Source organism: Blastopirellula sp. J2-11, assembly GCF_024584705.1.
In the GTDB taxonomy this organism is placed as follows: Bacteria; Planctomycetota; Planctomycetia; order Pirellulales; family Pirellulaceae; genus Blastopirellula.
Map to the genome: position 1 here is coordinate 3,160,337 of NZ_CP097384.1, position 25,457 is coordinate 3,185,793.

The window sequence follows — 25,457 nt, forward strand, 5'->3', positions numbered from 1 at the left end:
TTGCCCACTAGAGACGACTGGTCTACTATGTAGACGCTCACCTAGTCGGGAGAGAAAGGGTACACGATGTCTTCGGAAACGAAACAAAACATCATCGAAGCCGGCTGCGAGGCGATGGTCGCCAAAAGCTATAACGGCGCCGGATTAAATGAGATTCTCAAAGAGGCTGGCGTGCCGAAAGGCTCCTTCTATCACTTTTTTAAGTCGAAGGAGGAGTTGGGGATCGCCATCATCGAGAAGTCGGTCGACGAAAACATCCAAGCACTGCGCCAGCGGTTGTCGGATCGAACGAAGACGCCCGTTCAGCGACTACGCGCCTATTACGAATGGGCGCGTGAGCATCTGCTATCAGTCGGTTTTCGACGAGAATGTTTGATTTCTAAGTTGGCGCTGGAGATCGGCACCCTGAGTGGTCCCATGCAATCGGCCGTCCGCTGCGGATGGGATCAATGGCGCTCGATCATTGCCCAATGTATCCGTGAAGGACAATCATCCGGCGAAATCGATCCGAACCAAGACGCCGAAGCGCTGTCTGACTTCATGATCTCGTCGTTCGAGGGCGTTTTGATCCGCGTGCAGGTCAATAACGACATCGCACCGATCGACGAATTCCTCCATTTCGTGTTTGAAGTATTAATTCCGCCGCGAACGTGAAACCTCTCACTTTTTGCTGCATCCAAACTGAGACGACTGGTCTACTGGACAACTGGAGATAACGCAATGTATCGCTTTACGATCCTCCTACTCGCCGCAATCGCTTCGAGCGCGACGCCGGTTGGGGCGCAAATGCCGCCGGTTTCGGTACGCGCCGTCCCGGTCGAGCTACGTAAAGTTCAACCCCACCATCGCTTTACCGGCAGTCTGCGGGCGATCTCGCGCGGCAAAGTCGCCGCGCTGGAAGATGGTCGCGTTTTAGAAGTGACGGTACGCGAAGGCGCCGCCGTCAAACGAGGGGACGTCATCGCCGTGGTCGACTCGCGCCGACTCGAAGCGCAGCATGGCGAGCTGCAAGCCGGTCTAATGACCGCTCAAGCGCTGGTCACCCAGCGCGAAGCGGAACTACGGCAGACGAAGCTCGACCTGGAGCGTTCGCATAGCCTGGTCGGACGCAACGCGATTTCGCAGCAGCAACACGAACATAACGAGACCGAAGTCGCGGTCGCCGAAGCTCGTCTGGCGACCGATCAACGTCGCATCGACGAAATCAAAAGTCAGCTCGAACTGTTTCAGGTTCGGTTAGACGACACCACCGTCCGAGCGCCCTATGACGCGCAAGTGATCGAACGTCTTGCCCAGCCGGGCGAATGGATCAAAGCGGGCGAACCGTTCGTCACGTTAGTCTCGACCGGTCAAATCGAAGCCTGGCTCGAAATTCCAGAGCGCTACGCCGGCGTGCTCAGTCAATATGCGAATCAATCGGCGGTGAAGATTGTCGGCAGCGACAAGCAATTTATCGCCGCCTCGGCCAAGCGGGTCAACGAAGTTCATCCCCGTACGCGCACGTTCCAGTTCGTGCTGACGCTCGCCGATCCAGAGTCAGAACTTTCGCCTGGAATGTCGGTCGACGCGTGGCTGCCGATCGGTCCAGAACAAGACGACCTGACCATTCCCAAAGACGCCGTCGTCCGCTCAGGCGGCTCCACGTTTATCTACAAAGCGGTGGCCGGCGACGAAGGAACGACCGCCGTTCGTCAGCCGATTCAGGTGAAGTTTGAAACCGGTCATTGGGTTGTGATTGACGCGCCCGGTTTAACACCCGGCGATATGGTCATCATTGAAGGGAACGAACGTCTGTTGCCGGGAACGCCGCTCGCCGTAACCAAAGTGTCGGCCCCAGCACTGCAAGCCGAAGTGCAATTGGATCGACAACCGCGCTAGTCGGCGATTGTTGCGACAAATTGAGAATACTTGAACCAGGACGCTACCGATGAACTTTATTCAGATGTCGGTCAAACAGCCGATTACCGTTGCGGTCGGCGTCATCTTGTCGGTCTTGGCTGGCGTGATCGCTTTTTCACGCGTGCCGATTCAAATGACGCCGGAAGTCCAGTCGGTCGTCATCTCGGTCAGCACCTATTGGGAAAACGCTTCGGCTCAAGAGATCGAAAGCGACGTCATTCAAGAGCAAGAGCAACGGCTCGGCGATCTGGCGGGATTGGTCGCGATGACCAGCATGAGCCAGCCGGGGAGCGGGCAGATTCGCTTAGAGTTTCAAACCGGCACGAACATCGACGAGGCGATGTCGGAAGTCGACCAGAAACTCTCCGAAGTTCCCGGCTACCCCATCGGCGTCGATCAGCCGCAGATTGAAGACTTTGACCCAGAGTCGGTCGACTATATCGCCTGGATCGGGCTTTCTTCGACCGATCCGAATTTTGACGCAACGACACTGTATGACTTTATGGAACGTCGGCTGCGTCCCCGCTTTGAGCGCATCAACGGCGTGTCGCAAGTCGGCATTCGCGGTGCTCGCGAGCGAGAAGTTCAGATTCGCGTCAATCCAACCGCACTGGCGCAGCGCGGCATTACGTATGCCGAGTTAGTCGCCGCATTGCAGATGAACAACGGCAACTACTCTGGCGGTAAGTTGGCCGATGGCAAAAGCGATATTCGCGTCCGCATGGTCGGGCGTTTCCGCGAAGCCGACTGGGTCGAAGGATTGGTCATTCGTCGCGAGGCGAGCGGTCCGATCTATTTGCGCGACGTCGCCGAAGTGGTCGAAACGCATAAAGAGATGACCGAGTGGGTTCGTGCTCGCGGCCAGCGAATGCCGTTTTTCAACTTTATGCTCGAGAGCGGCGGCAACCTACTGGAAACGATGGACTCGATCAACGCCGAGGTCGCCCGTTTGAACGAGCCCGGCGGCGTGTTGGAGCAAGAAGCGAAGGCGCTAGGCGTCAACGGTACGTTTGAGCTGGTGCAAACGTACGATGCGACCACTTACGTCGTCGACGCGATCGATCTGGTGCAAAGCAATATTTTGGTCGGCGGTTTGCTGGCGATCATGACTTTGCTGCTGTTTCTGCGCTCGTTCCGCACGATCGGAATCATTGGGATTGCGATTCCGATTTCGACCGTTGTCGCCGTGGTGGTGATGGTGATGCTGGGGCGGACGATGAACATCATTTCGCTCGCCGGGATGGCGTTTGCAGTCGGCATGGTGGTCGACAACGCGATCGTCGTGATCGAAAACATCTTCCGCCATTTGGAAATGGGGAAATCTTCGCAACAAGCGGCGATTGAGGGAACGCAAGAGGTCGCATCGGCGGTGCTGGCGTCGACCTTGACGACGCTGGTCGTGTTCTTTCCGATCCTATTGATTGAAGAACAAGCGGGCCAATTGTTCCGCGATATCGCCCTGTCGATCATGGCGGCGGTCGGCGTTAGCTACATCGTCTCGACCACGGTTATTCCGGCAGCGGCGGGACAATGGCTCTCGATCAAAACAAAGCCGAAAACCGAGAAGCAGCTTGCCGGAAAAACGCCGGCAAAACGCCCAAGTTGGATCGGGCGCGGCTTAGCGCTATTGCAAGCGGCGACAAACTTGCCGGCGATCGTCGGCGGTCTGGTCTATCGCCTGACGGGGACCTGGATGTCGCGTTTGGCGGTGATAGGCGTATTCGCCGCGGTGACTGCAGTCGGCACTTGGATGTTGATCCCGCCGCTTGATTATCTTCCGTTGGGGAATCGTAACATCGTCTTCGGAATGTTGATTCCGCCGCCCGGCTATAATGTCGATCAACTGTCGGAACTGGGGGACCGATTGGAATCGGTCATCAAACCGGCGTGGGAAGCGGCTGGCGACAAGTTTGGCGCCGAAGCCGCGGAGCGCGGCGGTGAATGGAGCGGCGAGGATCAACGAACCGCCTACCCGATGTATGGCAGCGACGAGAAGATCATACCGCCGCCGCTGGATCACTATTTTCTGGTCGCGTGGGACGGACGCGTTTTTCAAGTCGGCATTTCGCAAGACAAGAAGCGCGTTGTCGACGCATTGCCGCTGCTAAACGCGGCAGCCGCCGGCGCCAATGCTCCGGACGTGATCAATTTCGCCTTCCAACTGCCGCTGTTCCGCGTCGGGGGAACGACCGGATCGGCGATCAAAATCGACTTGGTGGGGGATGATCTCGACAAAGTGTCGGCTGCAGCCGGCGCGCTATTTGGCAATCTAGCGCAGTCGTACGGACCGATGGCGGTGACTCCGGTGCCGGCCAACTTTTCGTTGCCGACGCCCGAGCTGCGCATCACTCCCAATCGAGAACGACTGCAAGACGTCGGTATGGGGCAAGACGATCTGGGCCTAGCGATTTCGGCCAATGGGGACGGTATCATGATCGTTCGTGCGTTTGACGTCGGCGGCGAATTGAAAGATTTAAAGATCATCACGCAGGACGCGTTGCAGGGGGATCCCATCTACGCGCTGCACAATTCTCCGGTTGCAACTCCGGAAGGACGCGTGGTTGATTTTCAGAGTTTAGCGACGATCGAGCGCGTGGAAGCGGCCGATCAGATCAAGCATGCCGATCGTCAGCGCGCTGTGACGTTGCAGCTGACTCCGCCGGCCGGCTTGCCGCTGCAAGAGGCGATCAATCAAGTCGACGTCATGGTTGCATCGATGCGTGATTTGGGGGTGATTCCGCCGGAAGTCGATGTGAATTTGGCCGGCTCAGCCGGTCAATTGGCGCAGATCAAAAACGCGCTGATGGGGGACGGTTCGCTGGTTGGTACGCTCAGCAGTTCCCTCTTTCTGGCCTTGCTGATTGTCTACCTGTTGATGGTCGTCTTGTTTCAAAGCTGGACTTATCCGCTGGTGATCATGGTCAGCGTACCGCTGGCGTTGTTGGGCGGTTTCGCCGGTTTGGCGCTAGTGCATCACTGGAGCGTCGTTGATCGATACATGCCGATTCAGAACATGGACGTGCTCACGATTCTCGGCTTCGTCATCTTGGCCGGCGTTGTGGTGAACAACGCAATTTTGATCGTCTACCAAACGATCAACATTCTGCAGGGACGATCGGAAGAAGGAGAAGATACGTCGCACTATACGCCGCGCGAAGCGATCGCCAAAAGCGTCGAAAGCCGCGTCCGTCCGATCATGATGAGCACGCTCACTTCGGTCGGCGGCATGTTGCCGCTGGTCCTGATGCCGGGCTCTGGGAGCGAACTTTATCGCGGTCTAGGCGCGGTGGTGGTCGGCGGGCTGGTCGTCTCGACGATCTTCACCATGATCCTGGTACCGGTGCTGTTGAGCGTGTTGTTTGATCTGCGCCCGCCGGTCAAAGCGGAAGAAGCGGCTGTTGCGTAATTAGTTTGGCGCAAGCGTGAAATTCCTTGCCGCCCTCAGGCGGTCTTCTTGGTGGGAGAAGACCGCCTATTTTTGGGGAAAGAGGTCGTGCTGCGGCCACTGGTCGACTTGGTCGAGTATCGCATTGAGCGTCTCGCTGATCGGAACCACCGGATCACTTGCATGAGGCGATCTGCGGGAGTTCATCAGAATTACCAGATTGCGACTGTCGCTGCGACGGACGACGATCGAATTCGTGCCTGGCAGCGAACCGGCGTGATCTCTCGTCATTTTGCCGTCCGCATCGACAGCGATGACCCAGCCGCCTCCATAGTAGGTTCGTTTCGGATCGCCGCTTCCGTCATGTCCCGCCAACCCCTCGGGCCGCGCATCCAATTCGGCGAGACTTTGTGGAGACAAAAGGGGACTCGCTTGCGAGTCATCCAGCGCACAAGCGAAGCGAGCCAAGTCGGTCGCCGAAGCGATCCAGCCGCCGTGAGCGTCCAGCGTGCGTAAATCCCAAGCGCCATACGGCGCCGGGACGACTTGGCGCCGGTGGTTGGCCATCACGCTCATCCTCAGATCTGGGGCATAGTAGTAGACTTCGCCTGCGGCGTGTTCCTTTCGAATCGACGAACCGATTTTCATCTGCTCAATCCCCAGCGGCGCCAAGATCTGTTGCTGGACGTACTGTTCGTAGGATTGCCCTGCTTTCTGTTCGATGACGCGTCCCAACAGGCAGTAACCATAGTTCGAATAGGCGTACCGTTCGCCCGGCTCGAAGTCGAGCGGCTTCCCTAACATGATCCGAATAATATGGTCGGGCTTGGCGGCCGATTGCAGGCCGAGGATTCTGGCGAACGAGTCGACTTGGAACATCGGATCCAATTGCGTACGTTCCCACCCGCCGCGATGCTGCAACAGTTGCCGAATCGTGATCTTGCGCTGCCGCTCGTCAAATTTTGCATCCTGTTGCAGAAATGGTTCGTGATCGAGGATATCGAATACTCGATCGTCCAGCGACAACTTCCCCTGGTCGACCAGATGCAGGATCGCGGCGGCTGTGATCGGTTTCGAGACGCTGGCGATTCGAAACAAACTGTCCGGTTTCACCAATTCGCAGTTGGCCAATTCGGCATAGCCAAAACCTCGCGAGTAAATTAAGCGACCTTGATCGGTGATCGCCACCGCGGCGCCCGGTATTCGATAGCGATCGAGCGCCGCTTTCATCGCCTGGTCAATCGCGGTCAACTCCGGGACGCTTCGGCCCGTGACTTGTCCTGACGGCCCCACTTCAGGCCGATATCCGGGACCACGTAAGAGGCGCCCCGCAAAACGATCCGTATATTCGCCGTTGTCGATCGCCATCTGACCGTTGAGCACCACATATTTCATCCCCTCCGCATTTTGCAGCGGATCATCAAATGTCGCTTTCGGTCGAAACTCTTCTGGGGAGAAGACGATGACATCGGCCGCTAGTCCCTCTTGAATGCGGCCGCGATCTTCTAGCAAGAGGTTTTTCGCAGCAGCGGAACTTGCTTGGGCGACAAATTGCTCGATCGTCAAGATTTTTTTCTCGCGAACGAAATGCGAATAAAGATAGGGGAACGCTCCTTTGCCACGCGGGTGAGAGTAGATTGACGACGCTTCCATGGTTCCAGCGCCGGTGCAAAAAGAAACAAAGTCAAGTTGCAGCGTTTGGGCTTTGCTTTCCTCATTCATCGTTTCTGGCATGAGACTCGCACCGGCTCGCACCAACGCAAAAAACGTCGTCCAGGGATCTTCCTTCTGCTGCGTGGCGATCGTTGCGATGCTGCGCCCTCCGACCTCACTCGGATAAGGGCCGTCTAACGCTGATGTGGTGAGAACATTTTTCCAATCTTTACCAGCGTAGCGAAACCAGTTTTCCCAATGGCTGGTGGTCTCTATCTTGCGACGAACCAACTCTTGCACCCGCGGTTCATCCAATTGCATTTCTGATACGCGTAATTGGTATTGATCAGCCGGTTGCGGCGGCAGAAACCGCAGGCTGGCGATAAAGCGTTGCCGGTAAGGAGACACGTCAGCCGTTACTAACTGCCCGGCGGATCGGGCCGCTTGAATTCGGGCGATCGCCTGCTCTAGCTTCGCTTGATTCTCGGCGCCGGCTGTTTGAAAATGAAGGAGATGGACGCTGGCGTCTGATCTTACGCCGACTTCGAGCGCTTCGTCGAGCGCTTCGAGGAAGTCGTTTCCATCGCTCCGAATCCGCGTAAAGAAGCGTCCTCCATGTTCGGCGGCAACTTCCGCCAAAGCGACCAGTTCGCCGGTTTTGGCGTAGGACGTCGGAGTTTCGGTCAAGTCCGACGAAAACCCGATTGCGCCGTTTTCCATTGCGTCACGGACGACTGCCTGCATTTTGGCGAGTCGTTCCGCTGATAACGGTCTGTCGCCGTAGTTTTGAAACAGTTTGCGTAGTCGCGTATGTGCGATGGATTGCACGACATTGATCGGTACCCCTTGCATTTCGATCCGTTGAAAGTAGGAGACCATCGACGTGACGCCGTTATTTGGTACTAAGTCCCGATTACGATGGGGATATTCCGACTCTCCGCAACCGCGGTGAATGGTCGTAATGCCTTGCGCCAGCAGCGACCGGCAGTATTTTCTATCTTGCGAAAATATCCGTGACGGTTCGCCCGAGTTCATGTCGACGAAACCGGGCGCGACGATTAGCCCTTGGGCGTCGATCACACGCACTGCCGCCGCGGCCGGAATCTTGCCGATCTTGCTGATGACGCCATCAGTAATCGCAACGTCGGCGATATAACTTGGGTCGCCAGACCCATCGACCACACGTCCCCCTTGGATCAGCAGATCGTATCGGTCGTCAGCAGAGACCGATGGAGCGAATGTGACAAGCGTCAACATCGCAATCAAGAGTGATGAAGCGTTTCTAGCGGCGCAAAGCATAGGCGCAGGTCCAGAGTGGGAGTACTCGGAAAAGGCGAAGCGGCTAGAGGCGCCTTACCCACCGACGCTGCTGGTCGCTTTCAACGAGGCGCCTCCTCCCCAGGTATTCGACAGTATAATCCGCCCCTTGTCGATAATCACGCCGTCTGCCGGGTCTGCTTTCAGCAGCACCGCTCCATCGAGATCGGCGTAATCCAACAGCGGCGCCAGGTGCGCCGCGGCGCTGATGCCGATCGAACTTTCGATCATGCAGCCAACCATCGTCTTCAGACCAAGTTCTCGCGCCGTACGTAACATGCGCAGTCCCGGCGTCAATCCGCCGCATTTACAGAGCTTGACGTTGACGCCGTGGAAGAACCCTTCGCAGCGTGCGACATCCTCTTCGACCTGGCAGTTTTCGTCGGCGATAATCGGCAAGACCGAATTCTGGTAAACATGTCGCATCTCTTCCGCCGTGGCGGTATTGGGAAGCGGCTGTTCAATAAACTCAACATGGAGATCCGCTAGTTCGTGCGAATAAGCGATCGTTTGCTCGGCTGTCCAGCCGCAATTTGCGTCGACGCGAAACGTCGCGTTGGTCTGCTGACGCAGCGCGCGGACGATCGCCAGGTCATCTTGGGCGCCCAATTTGATTTTATAAACGCTCCAGCCGGGTTGTTCGTTCAGTTTGGCGATCATCGTTTCGATCGTGTCGATGCCGATCGTATAGCTCGACTTCGGTACGTCACTCCAGGCGAGTCCCCATTGCTGATAGAGCGGTACGCCTGACCGGCGCGCCGTCAGATCATGCGCCGCCATGTCGAGCGCACTGAGCGCGAACCTATTCTGTAAACGGTTTTTCGCAACGGGCCAAACAGCTTCCGGCGATACGGTCGCGTATTGGTTCAGCAAATCTTGCGCATCGGTCAGCGCCGCGCTCATCGCTTCGATGGTGTGCCCATAAAAACTGTTCTCCGTCACTTCGCCAAAGCCGGAAATTCCATCCTGCTCTAGCTCGACCACCAAGCTGTTCTGGAAATCGATCGAACCGCGCGAGATGGTGAACTCATGCTGCAGCGGCAATTGCAGGCGGTGCAAGGTCATCTTCATCGCGCGAGCACCTCCGTACGTAGTTGCAGAGCCGCTTCGACCAGCGCAGCGGGCCCGGTCCGATAAACGTCGCAAACCGGCAATTGAAATTCTTCTTTCGCCCATTCCAGCTCGGCCATCGCCGCTTCCTCGCTGAGCGTACGCGTATTGACCGCGACGCCGATGATACGACACGGGTTGCGCAAGTTGGCGGCTACTTCGTAGGCTTTCAATAATTCATGATGCGAACGGAGTGGAACGTCTTTCAAGCCTTTCACGTTCTCACGGCCTGCCTCGTAACAGTAGATCAACCCATCCGGCGCCGCGCCATGCAGCAATCCGAGCGTCACGGCTGAGTAGGCGGGATGCGAGATACTCCCCTGCCCTTCGATCAGTAAAAAATCATGCTCTTCGTTCTGACGAATGAACCGTTCGATCGTGCCGTTCACAAAATCGGCGACCACACAATCGACCGGTACCCCGCGGCCAGAGATCATGATGCCGGTCTGTCCGGTGGCGATAAACGCGCTGTTGTAACCGAGTTGACGGAGTCCCTGCTCCACTTCGAGCGAAGCGACCATCTTGCCCAGACTGCAATCTTGCCCGACCGCATGAATACGGACGCAACCAGGGCGAAACGGTTGGCCGTCGGCGATCTGACGGAAACGATTGCGACGGACGTCGATCAAGCTGGCGCCGCTTTCTTCGGCCGCTTGAACCAGGTCGGCGTCGTCGATCAGGAAGTCATGCAAACCTGATACGACGTCGATATTCCGACGCAGCGCTTCGAGCAAGATCGGCTTCCATGCAGGGGGAAGACTTCCTCCTGGAGGAGCAATGCCGATATAGATCGCGTCGGCGCTGGGGACCTGCGTTAGATCGGAGACCAAAGGAATCTCTCCGCCCGCGTTAAAGGTCTCTTGTGCCGTCAGCGTCGACGTACCCGACTCCAAGACGGCGACTACATCCTCACTTCGATACCGTAACATGCTAATCGCCGTTTTGGCGAGAAACGGTGACGAATAGCCGTCGGTCAGCAGGACGATGCGATGATGATTCCGTAGTCGCTGACCCACCGATGCGGTCGCGGTGTCAGAAATAACAGCGGTTTTCATAAATTAGAGCTCGGAGAGCGGCTGATTTGGAAGGGGAAGTGTCGATAAATGATCGTATCCCGCAGCGGTTCTGATTAAAATGCGCAGTCGCGCACAAAGATATCAAAATTGCGCAGACGTTTTGCTGTCTCCCGGTTCTTATGTCGAAATAATCGATGCCGCCTGAAAACTATCATCGCGTCGCTATCCTGATTGAAACCGACGACAGTTGGGGCCGGAGCGTTGTCGAAGCGATCGGCAAATTCGCGCGCCAGCAGCATTGGCGACTGCTGATCGCGCCGCGTGACTCGCAGAACCGGATGCGGCTGCCCAAAAAATGGCGCGGCGACGGCGTGATTGTGCACCTGCGTACGCGAGCGCTGGCGACTCATTTACGGCGAATCGGCTTGCCGACGGTGGACGTTTCCTTGATGTTGCCTGCTGAATCCTGGCTCGGCCGTGTTGTGACCGATGATGAGCGCCGCGCTCAAATGGCGATCGAACATCTTCGTCAGCGAGGGCTGAAGCATTTTGCCTGCTATGCTCCGCCGCTGGGACGTTATTCCGATCAGCGCGTGCAGATCTTTGCTCGCCAACTGCAGGAGGCGGGCTTTCACTGTTCGATGTTTGGCTCGAAGGAGATTCGCCAAGGATGGGAAGTCGAGCATCAGCATGTAATGCAATGGTTGAATAAACTGCCGCGACCGCTCGGCGTCTTCGCCGCCGATCCCTATCCTGCGCGGCAATTGGCCGAAATTTGCGACTTGGGCGGAATCCGCGTACCGGATGAAGTCGCGATTCTTGCCGGCGATGATGACGATTTGCTTTGCAATCTCGCTTGGCCCCGACTTTCGGCCGTGCAGCTTGGCTGTCACGCACTGGGAACCGAAGCAGCCAAGTTGCTTAACAAGTTGATGAGCGGCGCCGCGATTCCAGCGAAGCCCAAGTTCATTCCGCCGCTACGTGTCTGCGAGCGACATTCGACCGACATGCTGGCGATCGCCGACAGCGAACTATTGGCGATCTTGCGTTACATTCGCGAGCATGCCGATCAAGGATTGCAGGTCAAGCAATTGGTGCGCGAATTCCCCGTATCGCGACGTTCGCTGGAGCAGCGCTTTCGAGAGCAATTAGGACGTTCGCCGGCCGAGGAGATCCGCCGCGTCCGATTGGAGCGAGCCAAAAGCATGTTGCTGGAATCAAGCCTGGCGATCGCCGATATCGCCCGCTTGTGCGGCTTCGCCACGAGCGCGCATTTTTCAACCGCGTTTCAAAAACAAAACGGCGCCACGCCGACGGCGTGGCGCGGGCAATATGCGTAAATGCAAAGCCGTTCGCCAATTGCTTCTCTTGGGCTGACTACTTGGCCGGGGCCGCTTCTTTCGTGTACCCGATGACGCCGACGGCAACTCGCGGGCCTGCGTCGCCCGAGGGTTGGCTCTTCAGATCGTCGACGCCGGCGTGGACGACGAACGAGCGGCCCATGATCATCGGCAGCTTCAGATCTTTCGCGACCTTGTTCACCGTGGCGATTCCTTTGTCATCGGCAGTGATGTTTCCGAGGTCGCCGGCATGATGATCGGCCGCATCGGGGCCGCCATGTTCATGGCCGCTAGGGTTGTAATGTCCGCCGGCCGCTGTTCCGTCCGCCGCAGTCAGATCGCCGAATTCATGAATATGAAAACCATGCTCGCCTGGCTTTAATCCGCTGACTTGCCCGGTGATCTCGAGCGACTCGCCGACCATTTTTAGGCGGATCACTCCTTGGACGCTATTTCCTTCGGTGGGGATCAGAACGGCGACAGCCGCTTTCGGTGCGGTCATCTCGGCGGCGTGTTCGGCATGCTCGGCGCCAAACATCGCGGCCAGCGCTAGGGCAATTTCCGTCGTGACAGCCAACATGAGGGTTGATTTCATCGGAACGCTTCCTTTTTAACCAAGGGACGGATAGAGAGACGATCATCGATTCGTGAGAGAAAACAAGCCGGCAAATCGCATGCCATTAGGCGAAGCGTTGCTGCAGGACAGGAATCGATCACGGCAGGAGAAGGAAGCGGCCAAAGTCCGCTTGCCGCTGGTCAGGTTCCTATCGGATTGAACGCTTTGCGATCAGGCGAGCGTCACGCATCGTCGCTGTTCATGATAAGGGCAGTACGCCAAAAAAGCCGCACCGATTTTGAAAATCGGTGCGGCTTTAGCTGTTGGCGGTTTCGTGTCGGTTAGGCTCGGACGAATTCTAGCTTGGCCGCCTTTTGATCGGCCAGCTGGAAGCTGAAAGCGTCGTTGCTGCTGGTTTCCAGCGAACCGGCCAGCTTTTGGTTGTCGGTCGAGCGGGTCAAAGTGAGCGAACCGTTCGTGATTTCGTAGGTTCCCTGGAAGCTGCTGGATCCTCCATCTTTGTTGACGGCCGACCAGTTAAAGCTGCCGTTGGCGTTCAGGTCGAGTTGAATGCGAGCTCCGTTGGCCAAAGTCGCCGACCAGCGGCCAACGTGGGCCGGCAGTGCATTGTTTTCGGCAACCGGCGTGGTCGACTCGGTTTGCGGCGGAGCAAATCCTCCCAACGCTTCCAAGGCCGAGGTCTCGGCGTTGGCCGAACCAACGGTCGGGGCTGCCGTTTGCGGCTGAGCGGCAGGACGTTGCTGCTGCGGTTGGCCCTGAGCTTGTTGCTGCTGCGGCTGGCCTTGAGCGAACGGTTGGCTCTGGGGAGCTTGTTGCGGCGGCTGACCTTGAACGAAGGGCTGACCCTGCTGTGAGAACTGTTGCGGCGGAGCGATCGGCTGACGAGGAGCGACGTAAGTCGGTCGACGATAGGTTTGCTGGTGCTGGTATTGCGAACGAAGCTGGTTGTGGTGGAGCGACTGCGAGAAACCGTGGCCGCCGCGGCTGCTGTGGCAACCACCAGCTTGCGATTGGGTCGACAGCGAGACGACCAGGGCGATGACAGCGATCAGCGTGACGATGTTTTTGGTGGAGCGGGTCATGGTAAATCTCCTGAGGGTAGGTTGGTTTTTTGTGTTGGTGAGAGCGTTTGTTTGCGTCTCTAACATGCTCAGCGAGAACCTGACCGGTTTGTTACAGACCAAATTAGAAATTTCTCGCGGCGACTGCTTTTCTTCGTCGACAGGCTCGCCTGAAACCTGAAATCGCCCGCATATAGCGACAAATCCTGGCTGAGCGTGCTTCTAGAGAAATCAGAGCAAGAAGTAGAGAAACGGCTGTCTCCCTCGGTCGTTTCGAGAGAGAGCAGCCGCTTCGGCCTTAATTACCAGTGAGGAACTGTTAGTTTCCAATCCACGAGTTCAGCACGTGGTGGTCAAAGTGGAGCTGATGTCCCGAATTGTGGTGGTTGTTGAACTTCGGGGCGTGCTGGAAGTTGTTGTGGTGATTGTTGAACTTCGGGGCGTGCTGGAAGTTGTTGTGGTGGTTGTTGAACTTCTGGACGTGCTGGAAGTTGTTGTGGTGGTTGTTGAACTTCTGGACGTGCTGGAAGTTGTTGTGGTGGTTGTTGAACTTCTGGACGTGCTGGAAGTTGTTGTGGTGATTGTTGAACTTCTGGATGGGCTGGAAGTTGTTGTGGTGGTTGTTGAACTTCTGGATGGGCTGGAAGTTGTTGTGGTGGTTGTTGAACTTCTGGACGTGCTGGAAGTTGTTGTGGTGCTTATTGTTATGGTGATTGTTGTGGTGCTTGCCGTTGCCTGCTTCGACGCTGCTGGCGGCGAAAAACAGCATGGCGGCGGCGACGGTGAACAGCGTGGCGATCGTTTTGGTCGAGTGGATCATGGTCGGAGGTCCTGGGAGCAAGTTGTTGTGGTTAAGTAAGTTGCGTCTCGTCTCTAACATGCTCAGCGAGAACCTGGCCGGTTTGTTACAGACTTATTTGGGAAAAAGCGGAAAGCGGAAGAAGAGGGGTGAGAAACGCTCGGCCAACGCCTTTTTAAGGGGGAAAGCACGCAATTCCTCCGCTCTCCGCTCTCCGCTTTTCCGTTTCCGCTTTCGAAACAACAGCGGCTACGTTCCCCTCCGAGGGAAACGCAGCCGCTGGGCGGAAATGGTTTGTCGCGCGGACGTCGCGACACCGCACTTACTTGGTCAGCCAGGAGTCGAGCGTTTGCGATGCGTTCTGGACTGACTCTTGGGGGGTTAGATCCTTTTTCGAGACGCTCGTCAGCTTCGAGACATACTGCATCGTGCTTTTCACCGCATCCGGCGTCGCCGTCGCGTCAATTTTGACGCAGTAGATCACCAGATATTCGCCGGTTTCACCCTTTTCGATCGACCAGGCGCCCATCTTGGTGCGAGCGTTCTGCCCCAGCAATTTGATCATCGTGTCGGTGCTCGGCGCCTCTTTTAGCGTTGCGGCCAGCGACCAAACCTTGCGGACGTCGGCTCGCTCGTAGTATTCGATATCCTTGGTCAGAAAGACCGACTGCTTGCCGACCTCTTTCTCGTCGAATTTCACCTCCAAGTGCCCTGATTCGTGGGTGGTGAACTCCAAGTCGGCTTGCTTCAACAGGTCGTCCGCCGCGATCGGCGCCGGTTTCCAGGGGCCGTTCAAAAATTCCTTCACTTCCGAAACATCGACGCTATAGCTCACCAGGCGAGCTTTCGGAGCGATTGCTTGTGAGATCGCGACCAGTTCGCCTTGGTTGTTGACCACCGGGCCGCCGCTGTCGCCGGAGTTGATCGGCGATTGGGTTTCGACCACTTTAAAATCATGCTCTCCAGCCCCGGTGCGAAACTGCTTTTGATAGACCGAACGAACCGTGCCTGACGTGTAAACCCACAAAGCGTCGGTCGAACCGGGGTTGCCGATCGACTGAACGTCTTCGCCAGGACCAACGCCGGTGGTCGACAAGGTAATTGCCGTGACGCCAGCCGGCAGCTTTTCCAACTCGATCAACGCCAGATCTCGTTTCCGGTCGACAGCGACCACACGGCCGCGTAGCCCCAGCTTTTTGACGTTCGTAAGGTAGTGCGATCGCGTGACTTCCGGCTTGCCGTCGGTCAGATCCGCAAAGAAAATCACCGCCGCTCGGGCATCGCCCACCACGTGATAGTTGGTTACCAGCAGCTTTTTCTCGGCGTCGACCAGCACGCCGGTCCCGCTCGAGGTTTCGCCGCCGGTCTTGGCCAGCACCCAAGCGGTCGATTTCAAGGTTTTCTCATAGACCGTGCTGTCGGCCCAGCTGGTCGAAACCATCCCGCTGACCACGATCAAGGTCGCAACAGCGGTCGTAAGCCATGTTTGGGTAAGAGTTTTCATCGTTTTCACCATTTCCGCGTAAGAATAAATTGCGTCCGCCAGACGAAGTGCCTGGATACTTTGCAAAGCGGAAATGAATCGCGAATGTTACACCCCCCTGGGAGAGAAAAGCGGAAAGCGGGGTTGCGAGGCGGTTCTTGCGGCTTCGTTATTCGACAGCGTCCTCTGCCCCAGCCCAGGACTGGTGCAGACAAAGGTTGGATCGGACAAAGGTTGGATCGGACAAAGGTTGGATCGGACAAAGGTTGGATCGGACAAAGGTTGGATCGGACAAAGGTTGGACTGGATAAAGGTTGGACTGGATAAAGGTTGGACTGGACCGATGCCATTTTTCTAAGTTCAACGATCGTTCATTCGTCATCCTGGTCTCGACATTCTCCCCGCGCGCACCCTGAGCGCCCGGCCAACCTACCGCCGATCAATCATTTTCCGCCTAGGGTCGCATCGCCGCACGAACCATTTTTGAGTTCGCGCAGCATTTCAACCCGCCAACCTCTCGCGAAGCCAACGATCCAACCGCCCGTCCCATGCACGAAAAGATGTGAGAACATTCTAAGAAAAGTGCAAGACTTTATCAAGGCTAAAAGATAGACGGGGATCGCCACGATCACGGCACGGCGCTGGCCGCCCTCTCCGGGACGCCGATCGATCGGCGCGTGTAGCTTCACTTTCAACTGCTCAACCGTAATGCGACGGCGGAAGACTTTGTCGACACCCTGCAGCAACTTCACCAACAACTCCAGCGTAAATTAATCATCGTGTGGGATCGACTTGGCGCTCATTGCAAGGCGCGCGAGTCTTCCGCACACTTAAAGATCTCTTGGGCGAAGTTTGAATGACTGCCGCCGCACTGCCCCGAGTTGAACCCGGTTGAACATGTCTGGTCAACAACCAAGTGGGGTCGGCTCTGCAACTGGCTGGCCGAAGACCAGGTCGATGGCAACTGCAAGTTGAACGGAACCCAGCTTGCCGACGCTGTCGCCGCCTATCAAATCGCCGAGGTCCAGGCGCTCCACGACCATCGCATCGCCATCGAGCAAACCGATCGGCCCCCAGCGTCGGGCAATCTGGCCGTTGTCCTTCTTTTACTTCGACTTTATACCGGCCGTGTTAATCGTGCGCACGCGATACGGATTGGCGTTGTCTCCGTGGGCAGGTTCGACGGTGAGACGCATTTCGACCAACGGCACGGTCGGCGTATCGCTGTATTGCAGTCCTTGAAAGATCGGTCGACCAAATCGATTTTTAGGATCGGCCGGAACGGTCTGGATCGTCTTGCCGTCGCGTTGAACTTCAAAATAAGCGACGCCGCTTTCCAAATCGGCGGTTGCGTCCCAGGTGAGTTGGTCGCCAGCGAGTTGGACGTTGGTCGGCGCCGGCGGCGGCGTGGTGTCGGCGACTTGGGTATCGGTCATGTACTGCATCCAGGCGTCAGCGACGGTTTTACTGGGCAACCAGATGGAGGTCGATTTGTCGCCTGTGTATTTGGCGGCGGGAACGGGCGCGGTCGCTTCTCCCTTGTCGGTAGGCAGCGGCGCGAGCCAGGCGTCTTGGGCCGGAAAGGGACGCAGCGCATCGCCCGACTTCGCCGGCAAGCGAACCGCGAGACACGCATCGAACCAGGGCATCGCCAGGTAGCGTTGATTGCCGCATTCATGGCTGGTTAGCGGATCGATCGAAACGCCCAGCAGCGCGCCTTGACCGCGCATCGCAGCGAAGAACGTCTTGTTGCTTTTCCATGCGCCCGAGAAGCGGCCATCGGTGACGGTGACTCCTTCCTTGGTTCCCAGATTGCACATCAGCGGGACTGCCAACGCGGCTTGGGGAAGTTCGTGCGGCTTGATGTTGCGGCCGGCGATCGGTTCAAACAGCGGCACGCCAGAGCGCAGCCAAGCGGCCGCGACCCGTTCGGGATAAAGCATTACCATGCCGCCGCACCAATGTCCGCCGCCGCTATGTCCCCACAGCGCCCAGGGAACGGTCGCGAGTTCGGGATGATCGGACAGCGCCCCCAAGTCGCTCAATGATTTTTGAAACGCGGCGGCGGATCCGTTGCGCGGATCGCACCACATTTGACAATCGGTTCCTTCCGGCTGCTCATACGCGGCGGCCAACAGCGCGCAATCGTATTTGGCGGCCAACGCTTGCCAATGTAGATCGAACGCGCCGGTTTGTCCTGACTTGCACGAACCTTCGCCGCAACCATGTTGATGCACGATCACGCCGCGGAGCGTTTTGATCTGGGGCGAAATCCAAACGGTATAGGCGACCGGATAAATCAACTCGCCTAGTTTTGTTGACGCTTCGTAACGCACGCGATAGTAGGGCGCCGCGACCGGCGGCGGATTGTCATAAGGAGGATTTTGAGCGTGAAGCGCGGCAACGCCGATCAAAAGTAGGAAGAACGATGCAAATCGATAAATCGGTTGGGTCATTGTTGCACGTGGGATGGTTGATGTTTGGGGGGGAGGGACAGCTGTGCGGACCAGGGGAAGCGTTACTCTGGGGCGTCGCCGAGGGGCAATATCAAGCGAACCTCGCTGGTCCGCATTGCGAGCCCTACTTCTATTTAGCGCAACCGGCGGCGCGAAAACTAGTCGGTTGCTGCAGCCAAGAATTACGCAGGGAGAGTTTGTAGGGCCGAAGCCAAACGTTGTCGGCGAACCTCCGAATCCCACCTTATCGCCAATGCTTCAGAGAAGTGGCCCGTAATTCATGGTTTATGTGGTCGTTTGCGGCGAATCCGATGTATCTATTGGCGTCATGTTAACTACTCACAGGCAGAGGGTCTGAAAAGTTCTCAATAATTGAGTGTACGGCGGAAAAATTTGCTTTTCGAGTCTATTGACAAAGTTTAAGTTTGATTCGAAAGCCATAATCTTATCCAACCATATAAAAAATGTTGGTGGGTAAGCCGACTCCTTCACCCCATCTCAGTGTCCTCAGCAGACGTCCTGATTCGCAGACACGATCCCTCAATTGCTAACCGCAAATCCTGTCTGACTACTCAAGCACCGTTTGGCGACGCTCGTCGCAGCCTGCCGCTTTTATCATGCCTTTGCGTCGCCCTCCTTTATTTCCTATCGAGGTGATTTCTTGCGCGTTTAATAATTCTCCCACCTTCTCTTATTCAGGGGACATTCCAATGACAAAGCGTAAAGCGTTTACGTTGGTTGAACTTTTGGTAGTCATCGCGATTATCGGCGTTTTGATTGCCCTGCTTCTCCCTGCAGTGATGATGGCCCGCGAATCGGTTCGCCGCGCCCACTGCACCAACAACATCAAGCAGATGCTGTTGGGAGTTCATTCTTACATGGACATGACCGGCGGACATATTCCGCGCGGCGTGACCGTCGATCATACGACGACAGCTTCCACTTGTGGAAGTGATGAAAATAATCCGTACGCGCACACACTGCATACATTTCTGCTTCCCTATATCGAGCAGCAAAATCTATTTGATCAAGTTGACTTTCGCTACGGCATGAAAGACGCGCACAACGCCGCGGTCCGAGCGACGCGCGTGGCGACTTACGAGTGTCCCAGTTCTGAGCTTGGCCCGCATCTTAGTACCGACGGACCCAACAACTATCCCTTGGCGATGTCGAGCCATGGCTTTGGTCAATGCGGCCGCTATAGTCCGCCCAACGGCGGCGTCTTTTCGATCTTTTGGGGCTTGAAGCATACCTTTTCAGGAGCGACGCAGATCCCCTTGGAGCAAGCAACTTTGGTCGCACCCGCGATGCGGATGCAGTCAATCGTCGATGGCCTCAGCAATACGATGGTCATCGGCGAGTTTGCGCCGAATCGCGACTACGTCATCGAAGCGAATACGTCCCAAAATTTTGGGCGCAGTTGGTTCAACGGGCAATTCCAAGCAAGCATCGGCTATACGATCAACTCCAACGGAACGCCAAATAGTCCGCTGGAGACTTGGGGAGTGGGGCAACCGTGGGGACGAAACAATTCGACTGTCGGCAGCTATCATCCCGGCGGAATTAACGGCGGCTTCATGGACGGCAGCGTTCACTTTGTGCCTGACACGATCGACGGCAGCATGTGGTTCGCTCTCGGTACGCCCAAAGGGGGCGAAGTCGTCCAAATTCCTTAGTCCCACGTCAGAAGGAGAGTCGCAATGAATAACCACTGTATTGGCATGACCGCCATCTTTTTGACGTTGTTCGCCGGAGCATGTTCTCAACAGATCGATCCAGGAAACTTCCTCACGGTTTCTGGCAAGATCACCATGAACGGAAAGCCGTGCCGAGAGGCGGAGGTGACGTTTCATTCGCCCAATACCAAAACGTTGGGGCGTGCGGTAACCGACGGCGCAGGTAAGTTCACCATCAACGAACTAATGCCAGGCGAATACACGGTCAGTGTGCTTCGCATGTCGATGGACGGCCTAGGAATCGCGCCGGAGTTCGAAAAATTTGCGAGTAAGGATAGCCCGCTCCATGCGGTCGTGTCGGAGGAACAAACGACGTTTGAGTTTGCAGTCGACATGTAAGAACGTACCGAGGGGCGCGGACATCACTTCGTGCGGGGCGCGCCGCTCAACTCGATTGAAAGAATCGAAACAAAATTGGATCCACCAAGAAAAAAAGCCGGGCCGCAAACGCTTCTAGGAGGCAGTCTAGAAATCGCTTACAGCCCGGGCTACCCAAAAGAGCCGAGTCGGGATTGCGAGGCCTTACTTGGCGGCCTTCGTAGGGGTCGCTTTGCTGAACTCGAGCGTGCCGATCGTCGCCGACGGGGTGAAAGTGAATTTGGTCGCCGAGGTGATCGTCAGCTTGCCTGCCAAGCGAATTCCGTCGTCGCCGACTAGCGAGAGAGTGTCCGCTTGAATCGAAAATTTTCCTTTCGATTTTGATTGCTTGCCCGATTTGACGTAGACCAACTGGAACTTGCTGTCAGCGTCAAAGCGGATCGCCAACGCTTCGGTCTTCGACTTCGCGGCGCTCCAAGCGCCGATCAGCGAGGCGGCTGTGATCGAAGTGGACGGCGCCGTCGCTGCGGGGCTCGCTTTTTCGGACGCGACCGCGTCGCTCGCATTGGTGTTGGCGCCAGGCATTTTCCAGAGATCGACGGTCTCTTTGGCCAGCACCGCCAGACGGTTGATTTCGTCGCGCAGCTTTTGTCCGGTGATCGCTTCGTTGGGCAAAATGCGGAACAGTTCGGTTCGCTTCCGCTGGGTGCTGAAGGTGAAAACCGACGGGGCATGCTTTTGATTCGCTTCCAGCAGCTTCAGCAACTGGGTCGAGGTCAGTTTGGATTCGTCTTTGAGCGTGCTAAGCGGCATCGTCAGTCCAATGCTCATCTCGTCTTCCGAGATCGTCACCAGCACGTTGAAATCCCAGTCATCTAGTGCCTTTTTGGCCAGCACGACGCGGGAACCGGCGACTTTGCTCTCGAGACCCGCTGCGGTCAGCATTTGGTTCAGTTGTTCGGTCGAATTGATCCGGGTGATCGGCGAAATCGTCCCTTTCGTCGAGCTGTCTACAAAGACGACGTCGGTGCGGACGCCGGAAAACAGGTCGTTTTCGTCGGCCAGTCCAACGGAAGTGAGCGAAGCGATCAGGCCGCAAACCAGGGGAGCGATCGTTTTGAACATGACATTACCTGCGATTTTGAACTTCGGTTTTCTTGGGTAGCGAAGGGCTCTACCTAGTTAAGCGAGAACCTCGGCAGTTTGTTACAGACCTTAGTTGGCGGGGGGGAAGAGAGCCGGAAAATCGCGACTGGGGCGCCGTCCAATCCAACCGTTTTTTGACGCTCCCTTTAATAAGGCCTGGAGCAAACGGGCTGCGCAGGAAGGTTTTTTCAGAAAGGGTGTAACAAACCGGAAGGGTTGTCGCTTTGCAGAGTATCAACGCAACTTCGGTCAACTGAAACTAACGGCGATTCAGTTGACTTCCAGCCAACCAACGCCGATTTAGGAATCCAAGTCATGTTGAAGAAAATCATGTTCGCGATCGTCCCTGTCTGCTTGTTCACCGTCGCGCTGCGAGCCGATGACTCGCTCAGCTTTGACTTGAGCGACATTAAAGATGCGGACGTGTCGATCGTCGAAGAAGGTTTTGACCTGGACGTCGATCTGTTGGCGGCCGACGCCGGCAGCGAAAGCGACGATCAGGCGATGGAAGCTTCCTTCCGTCGATTTGGCTATCACAGCCGCGGCTACCGTGGCTATGGACATCGCAACTACGGCTACCGCAGCTACGGTTATGGTTACGGCTACAGCTGCTACCGTCCGTACTACAGCTGCTATCGCCCTGTTTACCGCGCTCCGGTTTGTTACACCCCTTGCTACACCAGCTACTGGGGTTGCTACTAAGCACTACCGCGACGACGCGTAAACTTAGGAAGCCCGACTGGTCCATTGCGACCGTCGGGCTTTTTTTGATGCGCCGGCGATAAACATACGGACGCAAGCGAGCGTCGGGTCAGCTGTGCGGACCACGAACCACGTGTGATTCGGATGGTCTGCAGAGAGGATCGTATGGTTATCGGCATTCCCGGCAGGCACGGCCGCCCTACGCTCATGACTAGCGCAACTCTTGCTCGGCCAGCACGGCTTGCAGCTGTTTCAGCGTGCGCGTGAGCAATACGCGGACGGCGGCGTCCGATTTGCCTAATTCGTTGGCGATATCTTTGGATGGCCAGCCTTCGACGTATTTTAGACGGATCACTTCTCGTTGATCTTCTCGCAACTCGGCGAGCGCCGCTTGCAGGCGAGACTCGCGTGCATTGCGTGAAAAGGCCTTGCTGGGAGTGGTCATGCTTTTGACCAGCAAGTTGACCAGGCCTACGTCTCCGGCTCCCCCAGCAGGCCGCCCGTCGAGCGAACGTTCGCGACCGGCGTCTCGCTTTTGAGCGCCAAAGTGGTGGCGATGTGCGTCGACGATCTTGCGTTCAGCGATCTGGCAGAGCCAGGAGAACGGGTCTTTGTCGCCGGGAAACTCGGGGGTAATGGCGCGGATCGCTTCGACGCTTGAATCCTGGAAGATATCTTCCGCTTCGACCTTTGACTTGAGCGCCGGCCCCAAGCGGCGGTGAATATAGGCCATCAGATGATGTTTCCGCGCATCGATAAACTTCGCCAACGCGTCTACGTCACCGGTGCTGATTTGTTCCACAAGCGCCGCTTCATCGTTCACAAGCATGTCGCTCCGTAATCGTAAGCTGGGTAAATTCGGTGCGATTGATATTACCACAATTCGAAATAAATCGAGCTCACTTTTTTCTCTTCACTTGTCATTCGGCGGGCAGCGGGTGAAAATCGTTAGCCCCGTGGTGGCGCATTTTTGGCGCAGGCAAGAAGTATGGGACTGCAAGGTAAACCGAAAATCAATATCGACGACCAACCCACGATCCCGCTGAAGCTGGAAGATGCTGGCGCAAGCTGGGATGCGCTGGCCGGGTTTATGGAGCGGTTTCTCGAACAATGGGAAGCCGATTCGTTGCCGCCGCGTTTGGTGGACTATTTGCCTCCCGAGCACGGCGTCTTTCGCCGGATGGTCTTGATCGAGTTGATTAAGATCGACATGGAATATCGGCGGCAACGGAATTGCGATTTTCTGCGCCTAGAAGACTATCACGAACGCTTTCCAGAATTAAGTCGCCCTGACGGGATGCCGACCGATCTGATCTTCGAGGAATATCATGTCCGCAAAACGTCGGGCGAACAGGTCGATCTTCACGAATATGGGAAACGATTTCCCGGCCAGGCCGATGCGATCGTCCGCTTGTTCAAGTTGGATAGCGAGACGATGACCACGTCGCTGTCGGATGGCCGCGCGCACGCCAAGTTCGCGACCGGCGACCGAGTAGGCGATTTTTATCTGATGTCGGCCTTGGGCGCCGGCGCGTTTGGCAGCGTCTTTCTGGCCCGACAAGAGACGATGCAGCGCCTGGTGGCGCTGAAAATTTCGATGGATCGCGGGACCGAGGCGCAAACGCTCGCCCAATTGGATCACCCGAACATTGTCCGCGTCTACGATCAATGCCGCTTGCCGGGCGAAAACCTCCGTCTGCTCTATATGCAGTTTGTCGCCGGCGGAACGTTACACGGCGTCATTCGGGACGGAAATCGGAAACAACGCCGCGACGCCAGCCTGCTGGCGGAGACGATCGCCGAAACGCTCGACAAAACAGGGGTCGTCACAGCACAAAATGTTCCGCTGAAGTCGGAACTGGCCGATCGTCCCTGGTCGGAGATTACTTGTCGGATCGGCATGGAATTGGCCAGCGCCCTGCATTACGCCCACTTGCAAGGCATTTTGCATCGCGATGTGAAGCCGGCCAACGTCCTGTTAGAAGCGAACGGCACGGCGAAACTGGCCGACTTCAACATCAGCTTTAGCTCGCAGTTGGAAGGGACGAGCCCCGCCGCCTATTTCGGCGGTAGTCTCGCTTATATGTCGCCAGAGCAGTTGGAAGCTTGCCATCCCGAGCATCATCGCCAGGCGAGCGACTTGGACGGACGGAGCGATGTTTTTTCGCTCGGCGTGTTGCTGTGGGAACTGTTGTTTGGCGAACGACCGTTTGGCGACGAGGCGATCGTCGGCAGTTGGTACACGTCGTTGCTGGGGATGGCCGATATTCGCCGCGAGCAAATTCCGCAACCGAAACAGATGCCGACCGACGACGTCGGTCGACGGTTGTTAGCGATTTTGCGACGTTGTCTAAAGCCGGAGTTGAGAGATCGCTATCAAACGGCCGATCATCTTGCGCGCGATTTAGGGCTTTGTCTCGAGCCGCGAGTCGCGCGACTGCAAGATCGCTCGAAACGGGGCTTGTTAGGTCTAGCGACGCGACATCCGTTGTTGGCGACGACGATCGCCGGCATTGGACCGAACGCCGTCGCCGGGTTCTTCAACTTCGTTTACAACGATCAGGCCATCATTCGCAAGTTGGAAGGGACCAATTCCTACGACGCGTTCTGGAACGTTCAATTCGTCATCAACTCGATCGCATTTCCTCTGGCGATCATCTTGGGGGGATTTTATGTCTGGCCCTTTGTCAAAGGACTGCGTCATGTGTTGGATCAAGAAGCGCCGACCGATCTGCAATTGGCCCGACGGCGCGCCTTTCGTATCGGTCGATTTATCAGCTATCTGGGGATCGCCGAATGGACGATCGCCGGGATCGCCTATCCGGTCGCGTTACACCTGATCTTGGGAGGACTCGAGCGGCAGTGGTACGCTCATTTTCTGGGCTCTCTGTTGATCTGCGGCATGATCGCCGCCGCCTATCCATTCTTCTTTCTCTCGACGTTGGCGATTCGCGCCTTTATACCCCCTCTGCTCGAAGCGGAGCCGTTAAGCACATCCGATGTTCGCGAGTTGCGCTGGCTGGCTAAACATATGGATTGGTTTCTCTATTTGGCCGGCGGCGTGCCTGCCGCCGGCGTCATGCTGCTACTCTCGGCCGGGCACATGGACGATCCGCACAGTAGCTTAGCGCTCAAAGTGCTTAGCGCCGCCGGCGCGATCGGCTTTGGATTTGCGCTCAGTTTGTCCCGCTCGGTGCATGCCGATATCGAGGCGCTGCTGAAAACAGCCGATCTGTTTGCCGATACGCGCGATTCTAGCCGCTCGTAAGAGCTTTGAAGTTGCGTCATTTCCCGGTTGGCCGCGATAGCTCGGCTATCGGGGCGGCGCAGCCGTAAGAGGCATTGGTTCCCGGTATGCAGTTCGGGGCCATTTCGCCATTTCAAACGGCGCGGCAACCACCGCTCTAGGTCCGACCACGGCTCGATGCCTCTTACCGACTTCGTCGGCCCCGATAGCGG

The 25,457-nt window shown here is 56.8% G+C and carries 19 protein-coding genes; 9 read left to right on the plus strand and 10 right to left on the minus strand.

Annotated features, from left to right (window positions below; all coding sequences use genetic code 11):
* Positions 1-66 precede the first annotated feature (66 nt).
* The 3 genes from M4951_RS12705 (at position 67) to M4951_RS12715 (ending at position 5,305) form a co-directional block, all read left to right on the plus strand.
* Complete coding sequence (locus tag M4951_RS12705) at positions 67-654, plus strand: TetR/AcrR family transcriptional regulator (RefSeq protein WP_262026850.1); 588 nt, start codon at positions 67-69, stop codon at positions 652-654.
* A gap of 66 nt (positions 655-720) precedes the next feature.
* Positions 721-1,878 (plus strand): efflux RND transporter periplasmic adaptor subunit, encoded by a 1,158-nt coding sequence (locus tag M4951_RS12710; protein ID WP_262026851.1) that lies wholly within the window; start codon positions 721-723, stop codon positions 1,876-1,878.
* A gap of 49 nt (positions 1,879-1,927) precedes the next feature.
* Positions 1,928-5,305, plus strand: a complete 3,378-nt coding sequence (locus M4951_RS12715; RefSeq protein WP_262026852.1) for an efflux RND transporter permease subunit — start codon at positions 1,928-1,930, stop codon at positions 5,303-5,305.
* Positions 5,306-5,371: 66 nt separating this feature from the next.
* On the opposite strand, the gene M4951_RS12720 is transcribed toward M4951_RS12715, so the two are convergent.
* From M4951_RS12720 to M4951_RS12730, 3 genes are all read right to left on the minus strand, one after another.
* Positions 5,372-8,194, minus strand: a complete 2,823-nt coding sequence (locus tag M4951_RS12720) for a serine hydrolase (RefSeq protein ID WP_262026853.1) — start codon at positions 8,192-8,194, stop codon at positions 5,372-5,374.
* A 96-nt stretch (positions 8,195-8,290) separates the two neighbouring features.
* Complete coding sequence (locus M4951_RS12725) at positions 8,291-9,325, minus strand: dipeptide epimerase (RefSeq protein ID WP_262026854.1); 1,035 nt, start codon at positions 9,323-9,325, stop codon at positions 8,291-8,293.
* Complete coding sequence (locus M4951_RS12730; protein WP_262026855.1) at positions 9,322-10,419, minus strand: DUF1611 domain-containing protein; 1,098 nt, start codon at positions 10,417-10,419, stop codon at positions 9,322-9,324. The genes M4951_RS12725 and M4951_RS12730 overlap by 4 nt, the downstream gene beginning before the upstream one ends.
* A 155-nt stretch (positions 10,420-10,574) precedes the next feature.
* Between M4951_RS12730 and M4951_RS12735 the strand changes: the two genes are divergently transcribed.
* Complete coding sequence (locus M4951_RS12735; protein ID WP_262026856.1) at positions 10,575-11,720, plus strand: xylose operon transcription regulator XylR; 1,146 nt, start codon at positions 10,575-10,577, stop codon at positions 11,718-11,720.
* A gap of 37 nt (positions 11,721-11,757) precedes the next feature.
* Here the strand turns inward: M4951_RS12735 and M4951_RS12740 are convergent, their stop codons facing one another.
* Positions 11,758-12,315 carry a superoxide dismutase family protein gene (locus M4951_RS12740; RefSeq protein ID WP_262026857.1) on the minus strand — a complete coding sequence of 186 codons (558 nt, stop codon included), beginning with the start codon at positions 12,313-12,315 and terminating at the stop codon, positions 11,758-11,760.
* A 302-nt stretch (positions 12,316-12,617) separates the two neighbouring features.
* Positions 12,618-13,379, minus strand: coding sequence for an SRPBCC domain-containing protein (locus tag M4951_RS12745; protein WP_262026858.1), 762 nt, complete (start codon positions 13,377-13,379; stop codon positions 12,618-12,620).
* A 325-nt stretch (positions 13,380-13,704) separates the two neighbouring features.
* On the opposite strand from M4951_RS12745, the gene M4951_RS12750 reads away from it, so the two are divergent.
* On the plus strand, positions 13,705-14,217 hold the full coding sequence (locus M4951_RS12750; protein WP_262026859.1) for a hypothetical protein: 513 nt from the start codon (positions 13,705-13,707) through the stop codon (positions 14,215-14,217).
* 262 nt (positions 14,218-14,479) lie between these two features.
* On the opposite strand, the gene M4951_RS12755 is transcribed toward M4951_RS12750, so the two are convergent.
* The 3 genes from M4951_RS12755 to M4951_RS12765 all read right to left on the minus strand — a co-directional run bounded on the left by M4951_RS12755 (position 14,480) and on the right by M4951_RS12765 (position 18,096).
* Positions 14,480-15,661, minus strand: coding sequence for a serine protease (locus tag M4951_RS12755; RefSeq protein WP_262026860.1), 1,182 nt, complete (start codon positions 15,659-15,661; stop codon positions 14,480-14,482).
* 422 nt (positions 15,662-16,083) lie between these two features.
* The gene (locus M4951_RS12760) at positions 16,084-16,392 is read right to left on the minus strand and encodes a hypothetical protein (RefSeq protein ID WP_262026861.1); all 309 of its coding nucleotides are present in this window, start codon (positions 16,390-16,392) and stop codon (positions 16,084-16,086) included.
* A 354-nt stretch (positions 16,393-16,746) separates the two neighbouring features.
* On the minus strand, positions 16,747-18,096 hold the full coding sequence (locus tag M4951_RS12765; protein ID WP_262026862.1) for a hypothetical protein: 1,350 nt from the start codon (positions 18,094-18,096) through the stop codon (positions 16,747-16,749).
* Positions 18,097-18,806: 710 nt separating this feature from the next.
* Here M4951_RS12765 and M4951_RS12770 point away from each other — a divergent pair.
* Both M4951_RS12770 and M4951_RS12775 read left to right on the plus strand, forming a co-directional pair.
* The gene (locus tag M4951_RS12770; RefSeq protein WP_262026863.1) at positions 18,807-19,772 is read left to right on the plus strand and encodes a DUF1559 domain-containing protein; all 966 of its coding nucleotides are present in this window, start codon (positions 18,807-18,809) and stop codon (positions 19,770-19,772) included.
* Between the two features lie 24 nt (positions 19,773-19,796).
* Entirely contained in the window at positions 19,797-20,171 is a 375-nt protein-coding gene (locus tag M4951_RS12775; RefSeq protein ID WP_262026864.1) for a carboxypeptidase-like regulatory domain-containing protein, read from the plus strand.
* Between the two features lie 183 nt (positions 20,172-20,354).
* Here M4951_RS12775 and M4951_RS12780 read toward each other — a convergent pair whose 3' ends face one another.
* On the minus strand, positions 20,355-21,275 hold the full coding sequence (locus M4951_RS12780) for a hypothetical protein (protein WP_262026865.1): 921 nt from the start codon (positions 21,273-21,275) through the stop codon (positions 20,355-20,357).
* Positions 21,276-21,611: 336 nt separating this feature from the next.
* On the opposite strand from M4951_RS12780, the gene M4951_RS12785 reads away from it, so the two are divergent.
* Positions 21,612-21,998 (plus strand): hypothetical protein, encoded by a 387-nt coding sequence (locus M4951_RS12785; RefSeq protein WP_262026866.1) that lies wholly within the window; start codon positions 21,612-21,614, stop codon positions 21,996-21,998.
* 211 nt (positions 21,999-22,209) lie between these two features.
* On the opposite strand, the gene M4951_RS12790 is transcribed toward M4951_RS12785, so the two are convergent.
* Positions 22,210-22,827: a sigma-70 family RNA polymerase sigma factor gene (locus M4951_RS12790; RefSeq protein WP_262026867.1), complete on the minus strand. Its 618-nt coding sequence runs from the start codon at positions 22,825-22,827 to the stop codon at positions 22,210-22,212.
* A gap of 159 nt (positions 22,828-22,986) precedes the next feature.
* Between M4951_RS12790 and M4951_RS12795 the strand changes: the two genes are divergently transcribed.
* The gene (locus M4951_RS12795; RefSeq protein WP_262026868.1) at positions 22,987-25,266 is read left to right on the plus strand and encodes a serine/threonine-protein kinase; all 2,280 of its coding nucleotides are present in this window, start codon (positions 22,987-22,989) and stop codon (positions 25,264-25,266) included.
* The last annotated feature ends 191 nt before the right edge of the window (positions 25,267-25,457 follow it).

Excerpts from the sequence above, each read along its gene's own strand:
- M4951_RS12720 (WP_262026853.1), bottom strand. The coding sequence starts at position 8,194 with ATGTTGACGCTTGTCACATTCGCTCCATCGGTCTCTGCTGACGACCGA.
- M4951_RS12735 (WP_262026856.1), top strand. The coding sequence starts at position 10,575 with ATGCCGCCTGAAAACTATCATCGCGTCGCTATCCTGATTGAAACCGAC.
- M4951_RS12790 (WP_262026867.1), bottom strand. The coding sequence starts at position 22,827 with ATGCTTGTGAACGATGAAGCGGCGCTTGTGGAACAAATCAGCACCGGT.
- M4951_RS12710 (WP_262026851.1), top strand. The coding sequence starts at position 721 with ATGTATCGCTTTACGATCCTCCTACTCGCCGCAATCGCTTCGAGCGCG.
- M4951_RS12725 (WP_262026854.1), bottom strand. The coding sequence starts at position 9,325 with ATGAAGATGACCTTGCACCGCCTGCAATTGCCGCTGCAGCATGAGTTC.
- M4951_RS12755 (WP_262026860.1), bottom strand. The coding sequence starts at position 15,661 with ATGAAAACTCTTACCCAAACATGGCTTACGACCGCTGTTGCGACCTTG.
- M4951_RS12780 (WP_262026865.1), bottom strand. The coding sequence starts at position 21,275 with ATGTTCAAAACGATCGCTCCCCTGGTTTGCGGCCTGATCGCTTCGCTC.
- M4951_RS12740 (WP_262026857.1), bottom strand. The coding sequence starts at position 12,315 with ATGAAATCAACCCTCATGTTGGCTGTCACGACGGAAATTGCCCTAGCG.
- M4951_RS12785 (WP_262026866.1), top strand. The coding sequence starts at position 21,612 with ATGTTGAAGAAAATCATGTTCGCGATCGTCCCTGTCTGCTTGTTCACC.
- M4951_RS12795 (WP_262026868.1), top strand. The coding sequence starts at position 22,987 with ATGGGACTGCAAGGTAAACCGAAAATCAATATCGACGACCAACCCACG.
- M4951_RS12705 (WP_262026850.1), top strand. The coding sequence starts at position 67 with ATGTCTTCGGAAACGAAACAAAACATCATCGAAGCCGGCTGCGAGGCG.
- M4951_RS12765 (WP_262026862.1), bottom strand. The coding sequence starts at position 18,096 with ATGACCCAACCGATTTATCGATTTGCATCGTTCTTCCTACTTTTGATC.
- M4951_RS12730 (WP_262026855.1), bottom strand. The coding sequence starts at position 10,419 with ATGAAAACCGCTGTTATTTCTGACACCGCGACCGCATCGGTGGGTCAG.
- M4951_RS12770 (WP_262026863.1), top strand. The coding sequence starts at position 18,807 with ATGACAAAGCGTAAAGCGTTTACGTTGGTTGAACTTTTGGTAGTCATC.
- M4951_RS12775 (WP_262026864.1), top strand. The coding sequence starts at position 19,797 with ATGAATAACCACTGTATTGGCATGACCGCCATCTTTTTGACGTTGTTC.
- M4951_RS12715 (WP_262026852.1), top strand. The coding sequence starts at position 1,928 with ATGAACTTTATTCAGATGTCGGTCAAACAGCCGATTACCGTTGCGGTC.
- M4951_RS12745 (WP_262026858.1), bottom strand. The coding sequence starts at position 13,379 with ATGACCCGCTCCACCAAAAACATCGTCACGCTGATCGCTGTCATCGCC.